This is a genomic window from Candidatus Eisenbacteria bacterium (assembly GCA_035577985.1).
In the GTDB taxonomy this organism is placed as follows: Bacteria; Desulfobacterota; Binatia; order DP-6; family DP-6; genus DATJZY01.
This window is the reverse complement of record DATJZY010000022.1, coordinates 30,465-45,766: the sequence shown is the minus strand read 5'-3', so window position 1 is coordinate 45,766 and position 15,302 is coordinate 30,465. Positions and strand designations below refer to the sequence as shown.

13 protein-coding genes are annotated in these 15,302 nt (G+C 72.2%); 8 read left to right on the top strand and 5 right to left on the bottom strand.

The window, feature by feature from the left end; genetic code table 11:
- Window positions 1-54 precede the first annotated feature (54 nt).
- Window positions 55-2,256, bottom strand: a complete 2,202-nt coding sequence (locus VMS22_02915; GenBank protein HXJ32965.1) for a thioredoxin domain-containing protein — start codon at window positions 2,254-2,256, stop codon at window positions 55-57.
- A 109-nt stretch (window positions 2,257-2,365) separates the two neighbouring features.
- Here VMS22_02915 and VMS22_02910 point away from each other — a divergent pair, with 109 nt between their 5' ends.
- Entirely contained in the window at window positions 2,366-4,189 is a 1,824-nt protein-coding gene (locus tag VMS22_02910) for a PQQ-dependent sugar dehydrogenase (GenBank protein HXJ32964.1), read from the top strand.
- A gap of 52 nt (window positions 4,190-4,241) precedes the next feature.
- Window positions 4,242-4,655, top strand: a complete 414-nt coding sequence (locus VMS22_02905) for a peptide chain release factor-like protein (GenBank protein HXJ32963.1) — start codon at window positions 4,242-4,244, stop codon at window positions 4,653-4,655.
- Here the strand turns inward: VMS22_02905 and VMS22_02900 are convergent, their stop codons facing one another.
- The 3 genes from VMS22_02900 to VMS22_02890 form a co-directional block, all read right to left on the bottom strand.
- Window positions 4,656-7,343, bottom strand: a complete 2,688-nt coding sequence (locus VMS22_02900; protein ID HXJ32962.1) for a hypothetical protein — start codon at window positions 7,341-7,343, stop codon at window positions 4,656-4,658. It lies immediately after the preceding gene.
- Window positions 7,344-7,424: 81 nt separating this feature from the next.
- Window positions 7,425-8,126 (bottom strand): type I 3-dehydroquinate dehydratase, encoded by a 702-nt coding sequence (locus tag VMS22_02895; GenBank protein HXJ32961.1) that lies wholly within the window; start codon window positions 8,124-8,126, stop codon window positions 7,425-7,427.
- Window positions 8,127-8,933, bottom strand: coding sequence for a hypothetical protein (locus VMS22_02890; GenBank protein ID HXJ32960.1), 807 nt, complete (start codon window positions 8,931-8,933; stop codon window positions 8,127-8,129). It abuts the gene before it with no gap.
- 373 nt (window positions 8,934-9,306) lie between these two features.
- On the opposite strand from VMS22_02890, the gene VMS22_02885 reads away from it, so the two are divergent.
- The 6 genes from VMS22_02885 to VMS22_02860 are packed head-to-tail and all read left to right on the top strand — an operon-like array spanning window position 9,307 to window position 14,667.
- Window positions 9,307-10,698, top strand: a complete 1,392-nt coding sequence (locus VMS22_02885; protein HXJ32959.1) for an OB-fold domain-containing protein — start codon at window positions 9,307-9,309, stop codon at window positions 10,696-10,698.
- Between the two features lie 3 nt (window positions 10,699-10,701).
- Window positions 10,702-11,502 (top strand): inositol monophosphatase family protein, encoded by an 801-nt coding sequence (locus VMS22_02880; protein HXJ32958.1) that lies wholly within the window; start codon window positions 10,702-10,704, stop codon window positions 11,500-11,502.
- The gene (locus VMS22_02875; GenBank protein ID HXJ32957.1) at window positions 11,499-12,449 is read left to right on the top strand and encodes a S1/P1 nuclease; all 951 of its coding nucleotides are present in this window, start codon (window positions 11,499-11,501) and stop codon (window positions 12,447-12,449) included. Before VMS22_02880 ends, VMS22_02875 begins: the two co-directional genes overlap by 4 nt.
- The gene (locus VMS22_02870) at window positions 12,446-12,880 is read left to right on the top strand and encodes a hypothetical protein (GenBank protein HXJ32956.1); all 435 of its coding nucleotides are present in this window, start codon (window positions 12,446-12,448) and stop codon (window positions 12,878-12,880) included. Before VMS22_02875 ends, VMS22_02870 begins: the two co-directional genes overlap by 4 nt.
- Window positions 12,881-12,912: 32 nt before the next feature.
- Entirely contained in the window at window positions 12,913-14,055 is a 1,143-nt protein-coding gene (locus VMS22_02865; protein ID HXJ32955.1) for an acetyl-CoA acetyltransferase, read from the top strand.
- A 9-nt stretch (window positions 14,056-14,064) separates the two neighbouring features.
- Window positions 14,065-14,667: a VanZ family protein gene (locus VMS22_02860; protein ID HXJ32954.1), complete on the top strand. Its 603-nt coding sequence runs from the start codon at window positions 14,065-14,067 to the stop codon at window positions 14,665-14,667.
- 175 nt (window positions 14,668-14,842) lie between these two features.
- Here the strand turns inward: VMS22_02860 and VMS22_02855 are convergent, their stop codons facing one another.
- Complete coding sequence (locus tag VMS22_02855) at window positions 14,843-15,280, bottom strand: hypothetical protein (protein ID HXJ32953.1); 438 nt, start codon at window positions 15,278-15,280, stop codon at window positions 14,843-14,845.
- Between the last annotated feature and the right edge of the window lie 22 nt (window positions 15,281-15,302).

Genomic DNA, 15,302 nt, shown 5'->3' with positions numbered 1-15,302 from the left:
CAAGTCGCTCGCCCGCGCGGTGCCGAAGGGAGTGCCGCCGCACATGCTGCAGCTTCACGGTGCGGTGGCGGACGTCACACCGAGCTGCAGCGCGAATGCATCCACGTCGGTCGCCGGCAGCTTGCAGACGTGACGCTCGCACACGTACGCCGTCGGTTTTCCGCCGAGCGGCGGCTTCTCCGCGACGAACGGCACGGCCCGCGCGAGCGCGGCGGGCGGAGCGCCGCCCGCGACGACGACCAGCACGTGGTTCGGGATGAACGACGCCGTCAGGCGGTCGGCGAACGCCTGGACCGCCGCGCCGTCGCCGGGGGCGACGAGGACGATCTCCTTCACCGGCCCGAGCGCGAAGTCGAGACCGACCAACATCTGCGGCAGGTCGCTCGGTTGGTGCGCGAGCACCATGGCGAAGGACTTGAGGAGCGCCGCGGCGCGCTCGCGGTAGCGGTCGTCGGTCGTGAGCTCGTGGAGGCGGAGCAAGTTCGACAGCGCGACCGAGTTCCCCGTCGGCTCCGCCCCGTCGTAGTCCGGCTTCTCGCGCGTGAGCAGCGCCTCGTCGCCGGCGGCGGTGAGAAAGTAGCCGCCGTCCGGATCGGCGAAGCGGTCGTCGAGCACTTGCTGCAGCGCGATGGCCTCGATGAGCCAATGCGGGTCGGAGGTCGCCTCGAAGAGGTCGAGCAGCCCCGCGACGAGAAAGGCATGGTCGTCGAGGTACCCATCGCCCCGAGCGTCCCCATTGATGAGGTAGCGCGGAAGACGACCGCCGCGGCGCGTGTCCAGCAGCGTCTGGGCGGTCCGCCGCGCGACGTCGGTCGAGTGGGGGTCGCCGAGCGCGGCCCCGGCGCGCGCGAACGCGGAGACCGCGAGGCCGTTCCACCCGACCACCACCTTGCGGTCGACGTGCGGGGCGACACGGCGGGAGCGGGCGCCCAGCAGGAGGCGGCGCGCCTCGCCGAGCTCGCGGTACGCCTCCTCTATATGTGTCCGCTGCGCCCCCGCGACCTCGCCGAGGGGGGTGGGCGTCGCGAGGGTCGTCGGCCGGTCGTGCACGTCGAAGTAGGCCGTCACGAGGCGCGCGCGCTCGGGGCCGACCACCGCGGCGACCTCGGGCGCCGTCCAGAGGAAGTACTTGCCCTCCTCACCGTCGCTGTCGGCATCGCTCGCCGCGAAGAAGCCGCCGCCAGGCGCCTGCATGTCGCGCTCGAGATAGGCGAGGGTCGTGCGGGCGACGTCGGCGTAGTCCTCGCGTCCGGTCGCCTGCCAGCTCTCGAGGTACGCGACGGCGATGAGCGCGTTGTCGTAGAGCATCTTCTCGAAGTGCGGCACGCGCCAGGCCTCGTCGGTGGCGTAGCGGTGGAATCCGCCCCCGACGTGGTCGTGGATGCCGCCGATCGCCATCGCGTCGAGCGTGCGCACGACCATGGCGAGCGCCGTCGCGTCACCGGTACGGCGGTAGTGGCGGAGCAGGAGCTGGAGCTGCGCCGGGCGAGGGAACTTCGGGCGTGACCCGAAACCGCCGTGCTCCGCGTCGAACGTCGGCGCGATCTCGTCGTAGGCCGCGGCCAGCGTGCGCGCGTCCGGCGCGCCGGCGTCACCGGGTGCGGCCGCCAGCATCTCCAGGCGTCCCGCGACGTCGCTCGCGGCGATCTCGACCTGACTCGGATCCTTCGCGTACTCGTCGGCGAGACGCTGCAGCAGCTCGAGGAAGCCGACCTGCATGCCGCGCGCGCCGGCGCGCGGCGGGAAGTACGTGCCGCCGTAGAACGGGCGGCGATCGGGCGTGAGCCACACGGTCATCGGCCAGCCGCCGCCCCCGTGCGTCATGAGCTGCACCGCGTTCATGTAGACGGCGTCGACGTCGGGCCGCTCCTCGCGGTCGACCTTGATCGCCACGTAGTGCGCGTTCATGTAGCCCGCGATCTCCTCGTCCTCGAACGACTCCTCCTCCATCACGTGGCACCAGTGACAGGTGGAGTAGCCGACCGAGAGGAGGATGGGCTTATGCTCCGCGCGCGCTTTCGCGAACGCTTCGTCGCCCCACGGATACCAGTCCACGGGATTGTGGGCGTGCTGGCGGAGATAGGGACTCTGCTCGGTCGCAAGACGATTGGTGTAGACGGGCGATCCGTCCGGTGTGAGGTGGCGCGTGCGCGGCGGCTCCTCGGGCGGCGTGTCGCGGTGTGGCCGCACCCCGGCGAGCCAGGCGCTCGCGACGATCGCCAGCAAGGCGAGCCCGACGAGCGCCACGCGCGACATGACGGCCCCTTAGCGCGACGCCGCGCGCGAAGATAGGCGCCGCGCCGCGCGAAATTCCGTTGACGGGAGCGCGCTGAGCACGATAATCGACATGACGGAGGGTTCTCTCGTGCGTAAGACCGCCGCGCTCGTGCTCCTCGTTGCCACCACCGCCCTGGGTGCCGATCATCCGGTCGCCGGCGACAAGCTCGTTCTGAAGGATCGGCAGGGCGACGCGACGCGCCGCACGGTCCGTTTCAAGGCGACGCGCGACCTCGGAATCGACCCGACGGCCGGCGGCGACCCGCGCGGCGGCGGCGCGACGCTCGAGATCGTGGGTCGCGGCGCGGGCGACGGCACGAGCGGGATCGTCCCACTCGATCAGAACCTGTGGGTGGGGCTCGGTACGCCGTCCGGCGCCAAGGGCTACAAGTGGAGCGATCGCTCCGGCGGCGTCGGCATTCGCAAGGTGGCGTTCAAGGGCGGTTCCCACGGCGGCTCGCTCACGATCGCCGGCAAGGGCAGCAGCTGGGGCTACGCCGTCGCCGGCTCGCAGACGGGTCCGGTCGACGTTCGCTTCACGATCGGCGCCGACACCTGGTGCGCGCGCTTCGACGCGACGACGTTCCTCGACAATCGCACCGACAAGCTCCGGGCAGCGGCGGCGTCCGCGCCGGCCGACTGCGAGGTGCCGCCCCCGCCGACGTGCGGCAACGGCGTCGCCGAGGGCACGGAGGAGTGCGACGACGGCAACACCAACGACGGCGACGGCTGCTCGTCGACGTGCGCGCTCGAGAACACGTCCGCGGTGTGCGACGGCGTGCCGACCGTGTCGGGGACGGCGCTCGGCAGCGTCCGCGTCGCGTCCGGGCTCGACCGGCCCGTCTACGTCACCGCGCCGCCGCTCGATCCGAACCGGATCTTCATCGTCGAGCAGGACGGCGTCGTGCGCATCGTCAAGAACGGCACGCTCTTGCCGACCCCCTTCATCGACGTGACCGGCGACGTGACGTGCTGCGGCGAGCAGGGGCTCCTCAGCATGGCGTTCGCGCCCGACTACGAGACGAGCGGCATCTTCTACCTGAGCTACACGAACAACGGCGGATTGCCCGAGGTGCGGCGCTACACCGTGAGCGCGAACCCCGACGTCGCCAACACGTCCGGCACGCTCGTCATCTCGACCGAGGACTTCGCGTCGAACCACAACGGCGGCCTCGTCCTGTTCGGGCCCGACGGCTACCTCTACTTCGCGATGGGCGATGGTGGGGGCGGCGACGATCCGCAGGAGACGGGACAGGATCTGACGCGCCTGCTCGGGAAGATCATGCGCATCGACGTCAATGCGCCCACGTACACGATCCCGCCGTCGAACCCGTTCGTCGGCGCGCCGCCCGCGCTGCCGGAGATCTGGGCGTACGGCGTCCGCAATCCGTGGCGCATCAGCTTCGATCGCGGCACCGGAGACCTCTACATCGCCGACGTCGGGCAGGGCGCCCGCGAGGAGGTCGACGTGCAGCCGGCGTCGAGCACCGGCGGCGAGAACTACGGCTGGGACATCTTCGAGGGGACGCTGTGCCACGAGCCCGAGCCGCCGGCGACGATGTGCCCGAGCCCGCCGACCGGCTTCACCTTCCCGGTCCTCGAGTACGACCACGGACAGGGCTGCTCGATCACCGGCGGATACGTGTATCGCGGGTGTGCGATGCCGGACCTCGCCGGCACGTACTTCTACTCCGACATCTGCTCGGCCTTCATCCGCACCTTCAAGGGCGTCTCCGGCGGCGTCGCGCAGAACCAGGACGATCGCACCGCGGACGTCGCGCCGGGCGGCGGTCTCTCGATCGGCGGCGTCAGCTCGTTCGGCGAGGACGCACGCGGCGAGCTCTACATCGTCGACTACGGCGGGGGTGTCGACGGCCAGGGCGAGGTCTACAAGATCGTCCCCGGGAGCTGACACCCGCCGGCTGCACGCGGGGCGGCGCTCGTGTACCTTCGAGCGCACGCCGATGTTTCCCGTGAGTCCGGACAAGGTGCGCGCGCTCGTGGCCCGCATGGAAGCCCTGGGGATCCGCGAGAGCGAGCTCGAGGAGACCTTCGTGCGCTCCGGTGGACGGGGCGGCCAGAACGTCAACAAGGTCGCGACGTGCGTCGTGCTCCGCCATCCGCCGTCGGACGTCGCGGTCAAGTGTCAGGAGAGTCGCTCGCAGGGCATGAACCGATTCCTCGCGCGGCGTCTCCTGTGCGAGAAGATCGAGACCCGGCGTCTCGGCATTGCGAGCGCGGCCGAGCAGGCGCGCGAGCGCATCCGGCGCCAGAAGCGCAAGCGGTCGCGACGTGCGAAGGAGAAGATGCTCGCCGGCAAGCGCGTGCAGGCCGAGAAGAAGGCTGCGCGCCGCCCCATCCGTAGCGGGGATGAGTAGCTACTGCACCACCAGGCGCACGTGGTCGACGAGGATCGCCGAGTCGTAGATGCTGTCGCCCACGTCCTTGGCGGCGAAGCTGAGGAGGTCGGCCTGGCCCGCGAACGCGGTGACGTCGATCGCCTGCGTGCGCCATCCCGTCATGTAGACGTCGCCCTTGTCGAAGCTCACGTCGGCGGGCGTGACGCTGGCGCACAGGTCGTCGATCTTGGTCGACTGCAGGACGCTCGCGCCGAACTGGACGACGAAGCTGTCCTGGAACTGGCTGCCGCAGTACTCGAGGAACTCCTCGGAGAAGAAGTTCCAGTCGTACGTGAGCGTCATCGAGGTCGCGCCGGGCGGCAGCGCGGGCAGGCAGACGGGCTGGGCGAAGGTGCCCGCCTCGGTCGTGAAGCCGAGGCCCGTCGAGACGAGCGCCATGCGCGTGCCGTCGGTCGGCAACGTGGAGCCGAGCTCGCCGACGATCCGGCCGTCGCCCGTGACGGTGAAGCCGGCGACGCTGGCCTCGAACCCGCTCGCGATCTCGAAGCTGCCGTTGACGATCGGCGTCGCCGTGAGGCTGGTGGCCGGCTGGCCGGCCATGGTGAACGTCGCCGGCGGCGTCGCGCCGTCGCTCTGGCCGGGCGTGAACGCCTCGGCGGCGCTCTTGCCCGACAGGAGCTGCGTGAAGAGATCCACGCCCACGTCGTGCGCGAACGCCGACGTCACGTAGCCGTCGTATCCGAAGTACGTGGCGGCGCCGCGATCGAAGAGGGCACTCGACATGGTGGGATTCGCCGAGCTGCGACACGTGCCCATGTAGACGAGGCTCGCGGGTAGCCGAATGCTGTACGTCGTGACGAACGACGGCAGGATGGCCGCGACCCCGTCGGGGAAGACGGCCAGGCGGCCCAGCCGCAGATCGCGCTCCCAGGTGGCGCGGTTCTCCGACGTGAGCGTCGTCCCCGTCAGCACGATCGCCTGCGCGCCCGTCGAGCTCCACTCCCATTCCGGCCGGTAGGCGTCGCCGAGCCCGCCGAAGAGCGTGTCGCCGTGCGAGGCGACGGCGATGACGCCGTAGTCCTCGAGGTGCTGGAAGTGCTCGAGGGTGGCCGTCGACCCGAAGTGCGACTCGACCTGGAACTGGGGGCACGTGCTGCCGAGGAGGAGCGTCTGCACCGCGAGCGGCTCCTCGCCGTCGAAGTAGGGCGCGAGCAGGAGCGAGCGACGGCTGCCGACGCCGGCCGGACCCTGCGTGATCGGACTGGCGAGGCTGCGCGGCCGCGGATCCGGCCCCGGCACGACGGTGGACGGCGCCGCACGACCTCCGCGACGCGTCGTCTCGTCGTAGGCGAGCACGCCGCCCAGGATGCCGTTCTGGTCGAGCCACCAGGCGCCGAGGCCGCCGTCGGATGGCCCGGCCGCTCGGGCGCCGTTCACGAACGCGAGATTGACGATCTGCTCGAGCACCGCCTCCGGCGAGGCCCCGTGCGCCGCGAGGTTGTCGCGCAGCGTCCGGGCGTCGTTCGCGAGCTTGATCGCCGCGTCGAGCTGCGGCTGCGTCACGCGGTCGACGGTCGGGAGCGACAGCACGGGCGACCACGCGACCAGCTCGGGGTGCGACAGCGTTCGCGCCGAGACGCGGAAGCGCTGGCGCGCGCCGGCCGTCGATCCCGGCAGCGTCGTGAGGCCGGTGTGGACGCCGTCGGCGGCGATCTTGTCGCCGCCCTCGAGCACGCCGTCGTCCCGCAGCGGCATGACGGGGCTCGGGGCGTCGCCGTCGACGCTCTCGAGCTGGACGCTCGCCGGATCGAGGTCGGGGTTCGAGACGATCGCCTGCCGCACCGCGATCTCCGTCACCGCGCCGACGGCGAGGGCGTCGGGTTCGGCGACCGGCACGCCGTCGAACACGATGCCGTTCGTGTTGTAGGCGACGTCGATCGCATCGCTCGCCGTGTTGCCGGCGGCGTCGGCGGCCTCGACCGTAATCCGGTTGTCGCCGGGCTGGAGGGACACGTCCAGGACCGTCCAGTCCGCGCTCGCCGCGAACGACGCCCCGCCGCCGCGGTCGCTCGACCACGTGAGGCCTGCGACGCCGACGTTGTCGAGCGCCACGCCGCCGAGCGTGATGGTCGGCGTCGCGGTCGTCGTCCCGTCTGCCGACGTCGGGCTCGTGATCACGATCTGCGGCGGCACGTGGTCCGCGCCGTCCGCCGCGGGCGCGCACGGCACGAGCGGTCCCGTCGCGATCTTCTTGGTGCCGTGCTTCCCCGAACGGGCGGGCGCGGTCTGCTCGCCGCTCCACACGATGCGCCCGCAGGCGACCGCCTCGGGCATCGCGAGCGCGAACATCACGGGGCTGGGAAGCGTGCCGAGCTCGACGCCCCCGCCGACGACGTCGAGAGTCGCCTTCTTGGCGTTGATCGTCACCTTCTTGACGCCGAGCAGGTAGCTGCGCCACGTGTACACGCTCTTGCGGCGGCGAAATCCGCCGGCGGGAATGTCCACCTTGAGGGCGCCGAACCGCAGCGTGACGGGACCGCCGACGATCACCATGGGGTCGGCGCCGGCAAGACGACCGCGAATACGAAACGGATCCTTGCTGCTCGCCATCAGCGTGGCTTCGATGCGCGGGCTCTCGAGCGTGAGCGCGTGCGCGGCCGCGGCCCATGCGAGAACGGCGGCGATGAAGACTGCACGATTCGGCATGCGCGCGTGGGGCAGCAAGGGGCATGCCGCCGCCGCTCGTCAGCGCGTTGACATGATTCGACGCACTCGATGCGGGCTGACTCAGGTCGGGAACAGCCGGCGCACGAGCACGGCCAGCTCCGCGACGGGCATCTGGCCCGGCGCCGTCGGATCGCCGACCGACGCGTAGGTGAGAAGCGAGCCCGCGGCCGAGAGGACGAAGCGGGAGAGCGGTCCCATCGGCCCCATCGCGAGCGTGACGATCGGGCGCGGCGCGGCGCCGCGCGTGACGTCGATGAGCGTGCGCAGCTCCGCCAGCGTCGCTGCGTGCGTGGCGATCTTCGCCACGTCGGCGCCCGCCGCGAGCGCGCGGTCGGCGCGCGCCAGCAGCTCGCCCGCCGCCGGCGTGGTCGTGAACTCGTGCGTCGAGAGCAGGACCAGGCGCCCCACGGTCTTGGCGCGCGGGATCAGAGACGCCGCGAGCGCCGTCGACGCGATCTCGACGTCGATCGCATCGACGAGTGGCAGGCCCGCCTCGTAGATCGCGGCGCGACGCTCGTCGGGCATCGGCCCCCCGCCCTCGCTCGCGGCACGCGCGGTGAGGATGATGGGCCGGCCGGCACGCCGCAGTCGTTCGAGCGCCGCGGTGACCGCTTCCGGAGTGGGATCGTCGAACAGGTCGGCGCGCAGCTCGACCACGTCGGCGCCCTCGGCGCCTGCGAGCGCGTCGACCTCGTTCGCTCCGCCCGCCGCCACGATGACCGGGCGGCGTCCGAGCTCGACCGTGCCGAGGCGGGGCGCCACTCAGGTCCCGCCCGGACCCGTCAGGTGCGCGCGCGGCCCGATCGTGACCGAGTCCCCGACGAGCGCTCCCGTCAACTTGACCGCGCTGCCGAGCTTCACCTCGGCGCTCGGCGCGTAGATGGTGCCGGCGATCGTGGCCCGATTCTTCGCGTCGAAAGCGGTCCGCTCGCCCTGCGCCGCGACGTTGAACACGACGCCGCTCGCCGGCACGCCGTCGCCCGCCCCGACGCGGGCCGCCTGTCCGACCTTCACCGTCGTGCGCACGGTGACGTCGCAGGCCGCGAGGCAGGTCATCTTCGCGCGGCTGCGGACGTCGATCGACTCGAACTGGTAGCTGCCGCCGGCAAGCGCCACCTGCGCGGCCGTGCCGACCGAGAGCGTGCCGTACGCGCCGGCCGCGAGCGCCTGCTGCGCCTTGGTGTGCCGCGACGCCGACACGTCGAGGTTCCCCGGTGAGGCGAGCACGATCGCCGGCCCGTCGATGAGCGGATTCGGGAGCGGCATGCAGGTGTCGGCGCTGCCCTCCAGCGTCACACAGAAGTAGCCGCCCGAGGCGCGGGCGCTCTTGCGGAGCACGATCGTCGGTGCCGCGCCGCTGCCCGTGACGCGCGTGCCCTGGCCGATCGAGAGCTCGTCGAAGAGACAGCCGACGTCCCCCGTGACGCGCGCTTTCGATCCGACGCTCACGCGCTGCATCCCGAACGCCGCGTAGGCGAGCACGCTCTTGGACGGCTGCGCTCCCACCGCGGCGACTCCCACCACGAGCCACGCCGCGACCATCATCCCCACGACCACCTGCCGCATCATCATCATCGGATGTAGCACGCACGCCCGCGACGGGCGACCGCGGGCGGGGCGGCTCGATGTTCGCCCGAGTGCGCCGCTCCGCGGATACTCGGCCGAGAACGTGAGCCGCCGAGCGGCACGAACGTCGCGGGCGTCATGCTCCCCTCCTCTAGTAGGGAAGAGTAGCGGCCAGCCGACAGGCGGTGCCGTTGCGTCCGCGAGGGTGGGGGCGACGCGGAGGCGCCTGCGAAGCGGCGCGACGAAATGTCAGGGCCGTGACGCTCCGTGTGATTTGTCGCGCGGCGGAGCCGAAGCCGAAGCGTCGCCCCCACCCCCGCGGCACCGACGCCCCGAGGTGGCGGTTTTCGAGCGTCCTGCTACTGTCCCCGCCCTCATGGTGGGGATCACGCGACTCGGCACGTACTTCCCGCGACGCCGGCTCGACCGGGCGCTCATCGCCAAAGCGTGGGGCGGCCGCGCGTCGGGCACGCGCACCGTAGCCGGCGTCGACGAGGACGCGCTCACGATGGCGGTCGAGTCCGCCATGGAGTGCCTCGGGGACACGGGCGCGAGCGACCTCGACGGCGTGTACTTCGCGAGCACCAGCGCGCCGTATCTCGAGAAGCAGGTCGCGAGCGTGGTCGCGACGGCCCTCGACTGCCGGCGCGACGTCGCGGTCGCCGACTTCACCGGCTCGGTGCGCGGCGGAATCGGCGCCGTGCGCGCCGCCTGCGATGCGGTGGCGGCGGGGAGCCTCCGCAGCGTGCTCGTCGCGACCGCGGACACGCGCCTCGCCGAGCCGGAGTCGGAGCTCGAGGCCCTGTTCGGCGACGGTGCGGCCGCCGCCGTCGTCGGCCGCGAGCAGGTCATCGCCGAGCTCGTGGCCATGGCGAGCGTCGGCGAGGAGTTCACGCACTTCTACCGCACGGACGCACAGCGCTACGTGCAGGTCGCCGACGCGCGCTTCGGGACGACCTACGGGTTCGCCGCCGTCGTGCCCGAAGCGGTCGCGGCCGCGCTTCGGAAGGCCGGGATCGAGGCCGGGAAGATCGCAAAGCTCGTGCTCGCGGCGCCCGACGTGCGTGCCGCGCAGGACGTCGCCAAGCGCGTGGGCTGCGACGCGGCCAGGCTGGTCGCGCCGCTCGTCGCCGAGGCGGGCGTCCTCGGCACGCCGGATCCGCTCGTGCTCCTGTCGCGTGCGCTCGAGACGGCGAAGGCGGGCGACGTCCTCGTCGTCGCCGGCTACGGCGAGGGCGCCGACGCGCTCGTCTTCCGCGCAACGGACGCGCTCGCCTCCGCGCGACCGCGCACGCTCGAAGCGCGGCTCGCGCGTCCGCTCGCGATGGCGTCCTACGAGAAGTACCTGAAGGCGCGCAACGTCATTCCGGTGGACTACCAGGGCGAACCCTTTCCGACGTACCTCGAGTGGAAGGAGCTGAAGCAGGACATCCGGCTGTACGGCAGCCGCTGCGAGGCGTGCGGCCTCGTGCAGTATCCGATGGCGCACGTGTGTCTCGGGTGCAAAGCGCGCGAGCGCCTCGTCGACCACAAGCTCGGCCGGCGTGGCGCGGTGTTCACGTACACGATCGACAACCTCGCGCCGGTCGCCGAGCATCCGATGCCGATGCTCGTGATCGATCTCGCGGGTGGCGGCCGGATCTACCTGCAGGGCACCGACAGCGCCGAGGGCGAGATCGACGTCGGCACACCGGTCGCGCTCACGTTTCGGCGGCTGCACGAGTCCGGCGGCAACCGCAACTACTACTGGAAGGCGCGGCCGGCGTAGGCGGTGCGCGCTCCCGGCGACGTCGCGGCGCTCGTCGTCCTCGCCACGCGCGTGGCGCGCGCGGCAGCGCGCGTGCACCGCACCGGGCTCGGGCGCACCCAGGAGATCGCCACCAAGTCGACCGCCACCGACATGGTGACGGAGGTCGATCACGAGGCCGAGCGTGTGATCGTCGACAGCATCGTCGCCGAGCGGCCGGACGACGCGATCCTCGGCGAGGAGGGCGCGCAGCGCGCCGGCACGTCCGGCGTGCGCTGGATCGTCGATCCGCTCGACGGGACCACGAACTATATCTACCGGTATCCGGCGTTCGGCGCCTCGATCGGCATCGAGATCGACGGCGTGCTCGCGGCGGGTGTCGTGCACGACTCGGCGCGCGATCGCGTCTACACCGGGATCGTCGGCGCGGGTGCGGCGTGCAACGGTGCCCCGATCGCCGCGCGCGACCACACCGACCTCGCGACGGCGCTGGTCGCGACCGGCTTTCAGCCGCAGCCCGAGCGGCGGGCGTGGCAGGCCGCCGTGCTGACGCGCGTGCTGCCCCGCGTGCGCGACATCCGCCGGGGTGGCTCGGCGGCGATCGACCTCTCGTGCGTCGCGAGCGGCCAGCTCGACGCGTTCTACGAGGTCGGGCTCGCCGAGTGGGACATGGCGGCGGGAACCGCGATCGCGCGCGCCGCCGGCGCGACGGTGCACGTCCTGCCGCGCGCGACGGCGCCGACCCCGCTCCTGGTCGCCGCCGGACCGCGGCTCGTGGACGCGCTGCTCGCGCTCCTGCGCGAGGCCGGCGTCGAGGCGCCGTGACGACGCGCGTCGCGGTGCTCGGGCTCGTGGCCCTGCTCGCGATCGCGCGGCCGGCACATCCCTGGGGCTGCGACGGACACCACGTGGTGGCGCTGCTCGCATGGGCGGAGCTCTCGCCGCGGGCGCGCGACGGCGCGACGGAGCTCCTGGGGGCGCATCCGATCGCCGCCGAGCACCGCGGGTGCGAGCGGCCGAGCCGCAACGTGCTGGCGGCCGTCTCGACGTGGGCCGACGCGATCCGCGACGACGAGCCGAAGACGGCGCCGTGGCACTACGTGAACGTGCCGCTCGATGCCGCGCGCAGCGAGCTTCGCCGCGGGTGTCGGTTCGGCAACTGCATCCTGTCCGCCCTGCAGCGCGAGATCGACGTGCTGCGCTCGTCCGCGTCGGGGGCGGAGCGGGCGCGCGCGCTGCGGTTCGTCGTCCACTTGGTCGCCGACCTGCATCAGCCGCTCCACGCGACCACGAACGGCGACCGCGGCGGCAACTGCCTGCCGGTGGCGTGGTTCGACGCCGCGCCGCACGCGATCGCCGGCGGCGAGAAGTACGATCCCAACCTCCACGAGGTGTGGGACGTGCAGCTCGTGCGCGACCTCATGCGCCGCGAGGGCGGCTCGCCGGGCACGCTCGCCGACGCGCTCCGCAGCCGCCGGCGCGCGACGCTGCGACGAGCCGTGGCGGCGCCGGTCGACGTGGACACCTGGGCGTGGGAGGCGCACGAGGTGGGCGTGCGCGCCGCCTACGGACGCTTGTCGGCTCGGGTGCCGCGCGAGCCCGACGGGCGTCTCGACTCTTGCCTCGACGCGGACGACGTCGGGCGGCGCATGCTGCGGCTCGGGGCGCACGTCGACGCCGCCTACGTGGATGCCGTCGAAGCGATGCTCGAGGAGCAACTGACCGCGGCGGGCGGACGCCTGGCGCGGGTGCTGAACGAGGTGTGGCCATGACGGGCGGCATCGCGTCTCCGACGATCGGGCGAGCGCGGCTCGTGTGGGGAGCGCTCCTCGTCTCGCTCGTCATGTACGTCGTCGTCCTCGTGCTGCTGCTCGGGCAGCCCGGGACGCCCGCCCCGACGGACGCCACGATGATGCGCTACCTCTTCATCGGGCTCACGGTCGCGAACCTCGGCGTCGTCCTCGTCTTCCGGCGGAACCTGCCGCCGTCCGATGCCGGACCCGCCACCGCGGCGCCGGACCCGCAGGCCGTGTTCACGACCTACCTCGTGTGCTGGTCCCTTTCGGAGGCGGTGGCGCTCTATGGCCTCGTCCTCGGCTTCCTGACGCACGGCCTCGACGCCGCGCAGCCGTTCTTCATCGTCGGCGCGGCGCTCCTGCTCTGGCAGCGGCCGCGCGCCGAGCACTTCGCCGAGCGCGCTTGACTCTCCACCCCGCGGCGGGCTGAAACGAGCCCATGAAGGACAAGGTCGCCGTGATCGGCGTCGGCTGCACGAAGTTCGGCGAGCGCTACGATCGCGGCTACGAGGAGCTCATCTGCGACGCGGCCTTCGCGGCCTACGACGATGCCGGCATCGATCCCGCCGAGATCGAGGCGGCGTATCTCGGGACGTACATTCCGGGTCCGGGCGGCGGAAAGTCGGCGGTGTCGCTCGGCGACGCGCTGCGGCTCTACGGCCGTCCCATCACACGGGTCGAGAACTACTGCGCGACCGGCACCGACGCCTTTCGCAACGCGTGCATCACCGTCGCGGCCGGCGTGCACGACGTGGTGCTCGTGGTCGGCGCCGAGAAGCTGAAGGACCGGGGCGGGCGCGGCCTGCCGCGCTTCGGCCATCCGCTGCTCGGGCGGGGCAACTCGGCGCCCGGCCTCTTCGCGCTCGCGGCGACGCGCTACATGCACACCTTCGGCATGGGTCGCGAGACGCTCGCGAAGGTGGCGGTGAAGAACCACCGCAACGGCGCCAAGAACGAGCGCGCCCACCTGCGCTCGGAGATCACCGTCGAGCAGGCGCTCAAGTCGCCCATCATCGCGTCGCCGTTCGGCCTCTTCGACTGCTGCCCCACGACCGACGGCGCCGCCGCGGCGATCGTGTGTCGCGCGGATCTCGCGACCAGGTACCAGACAACGCCCATCTACGTGAAGGCGGCGGCGCTCGCGGTCGAAACCGGCAAGCCGTTCTACGACCCCACCTTCGACTACCTCGGATTTCCGTCGACGGTGAAGGCGTCGCAGGCGGCGTACGCGATGGCGGGCATCGCCCCGAAGGACGTCTCGTTCGCGGAGGTCCACGACTGCTTCACCTGGACCGAGATCTCGAACACCGAGGACCTCGGGTTCTGCAAGAAGGGGGAGGGCTGGAAGCTCGTGGAGGAGGGGCGGACGGCACTCGACGGCGACATCCCGATCAATCCGTCGGGCGGGCTCAAGTCGTTCGGGCATCCGATCGGCGCGAGCGGCGTGCGTATGATCTTCGAGTGCGTGACGCAGCTCCGCGGCGAAGCGGGTGCGCGGCAGGTGAAGAGCCCGACGCTCGGCGTCGCGCACAACGTGGGCGGCCCGGGCGCCGTCGCCTGCGTCGTCGTGCTGGGAAACTAACCCCCCGCGATGCGCCGCTGGCTCGCGCTTGGCGCGTACACGGCGTTCCTCTACGGGCTCCTGCCGTTCGGTCCGGCGATCGGCACCGCGGTGCAGGAGTCGCCGGCGGGCCGCTTCCTGCTGGGACGCGGCGCGGTCGCCATCGTCCTCGCGGGCGCGGTCGCGCTTCTCGTCCGCCTGCGGCGTCGCGCCGCGTCGTCGTGGGCGTACACGGCGCTCACCATCGCGGCCCTCGGCTATGCCTTCGGGCTCGGCTGGCTGCGCGCGATCCGGCTCGAGCGCGTCCATCTCCCCGAGTACGGCATCGCGGCCTGGCTCGCCTGGCGCGCGCTCGTTCCCGCCTGGACCGACCGCGGCTCCGCCTACGTCGCCGCCGCGGTGCTGGCCGCGCTCCTCGGCTGGGGTGACGAGCTCCTGCAGGCCGTGACCCCCGGGCGCGTCTACGACCTGCGCGACGTCGCCGCGAACGCGCTCGGCGCCGCGCTCGGCGCGCTCGTGCTGGCGGTGTGGCGGGCTGGGGTGCCCTCGACGCAGTCCTCTAGGGCCGCGGCCGTGTCGGGCCAAGATCCGGCGCAGCAGGGGGCCGCTGCAACGGCCGATAGGAAGCGGTAAGCGGAACGCTGACGAGCTCGACGACCGTGCGCGAGGCGGGGGCCGATGCGGAGCGCCTGCGAGCGGCGCGACGTAGCGCTCCGGCCAAGACGCCGCGTCTCATCCGCGCGCCGAGCCGAAGCGGAGCGTCGGCCCCCGCCTCGCGCAACCCGCGTTCCGTCGTCAGCGCGACGCCCTACCGCCGCACCGTCATCACCAGGATGACGAACACCATGAGCAGCATGAGGGCGAGGAAGAAGCCCGAGTAGGCGCGAAAGCGGTAGACGTTGGTGTCGACGCTGCCGATGTCGCCCTTCAAGCCTTCGATCTGCTGCTTGACGCTCGAGAGCTCCACGTAGAGGCCCTTCACCTCGTCACGCAGCTTGCCGACCTCTTCCTGCGTGGCGGTGTGCCCCTCCTTCGCCTCGGCGATGATGCCGGGAAGGGCGTCGACCTCTTCCTTGATGTGCCACACCTGCTCGCCGAGCCACTTCTGCGCTTCCGCCATCTGGTTCTGGAGCGACTGCTGGCTGCTGGTCATCTCGGCGGGCTTGGTCGCGGCCGGCTTGGCGCCGGCGCCGCCCGCCATCGCGATCGCGAGCACCAGAGCGGCGGCGAAGCGGCGTGGTCGCATGCGGCGAGGTGTTTATGTGCGG

What these genes read in the sequence shown, in the direction of transcription:
- VMS22_02890 (HXJ32960.1), bottom strand. Translation starts at nt 8,933, where the DNA reads ATGATGCGGCAGGTGGTCGTGGGGATGATGGTCGCGGCGTGGCTCGTG.
- VMS22_02905 (HXJ32963.1), top strand. Translation starts at nt 4,242, where the DNA reads ATGTTTCCCGTGAGTCCGGACAAGGTGCGCGCGCTCGTGGCCCGCATG.
- VMS22_02855 (HXJ32953.1), bottom strand. Translation starts at nt 15,280, where the DNA reads ATGCGACCACGCCGCTTCGCCGCCGCTCTGGTGCTCGCGATCGCGATG.
- VMS22_02915 (HXJ32965.1), bottom strand. Translation starts at nt 2,256, where the DNA reads ATGTCGCGCGTGGCGCTCGTCGGGCTCGCCTTGCTGGCGATCGTCGCG.
- VMS22_02865 (HXJ32955.1), top strand. Translation starts at nt 12,913, where the DNA reads ATGAAGGACAAGGTCGCCGTGATCGGCGTCGGCTGCACGAAGTTCGGC.
- VMS22_02885 (HXJ32959.1), top strand. Translation starts at nt 9,307, where the DNA reads ATGGTGGGGATCACGCGACTCGGCACGTACTTCCCGCGACGCCGGCTC.
- VMS22_02860 (HXJ32954.1), top strand. Translation starts at nt 14,065, where the DNA reads ATGCGCCGCTGGCTCGCGCTTGGCGCGTACACGGCGTTCCTCTACGGG.
- VMS22_02900 (HXJ32962.1), bottom strand. Translation starts at nt 7,343, where the DNA reads ATGCCGAATCGTGCAGTCTTCATCGCCGCCGTTCTCGCATGGGCCGCG.
- VMS22_02870 (HXJ32956.1), top strand. Translation starts at nt 12,446, where the DNA reads ATGACGGGCGGCATCGCGTCTCCGACGATCGGGCGAGCGCGGCTCGTG.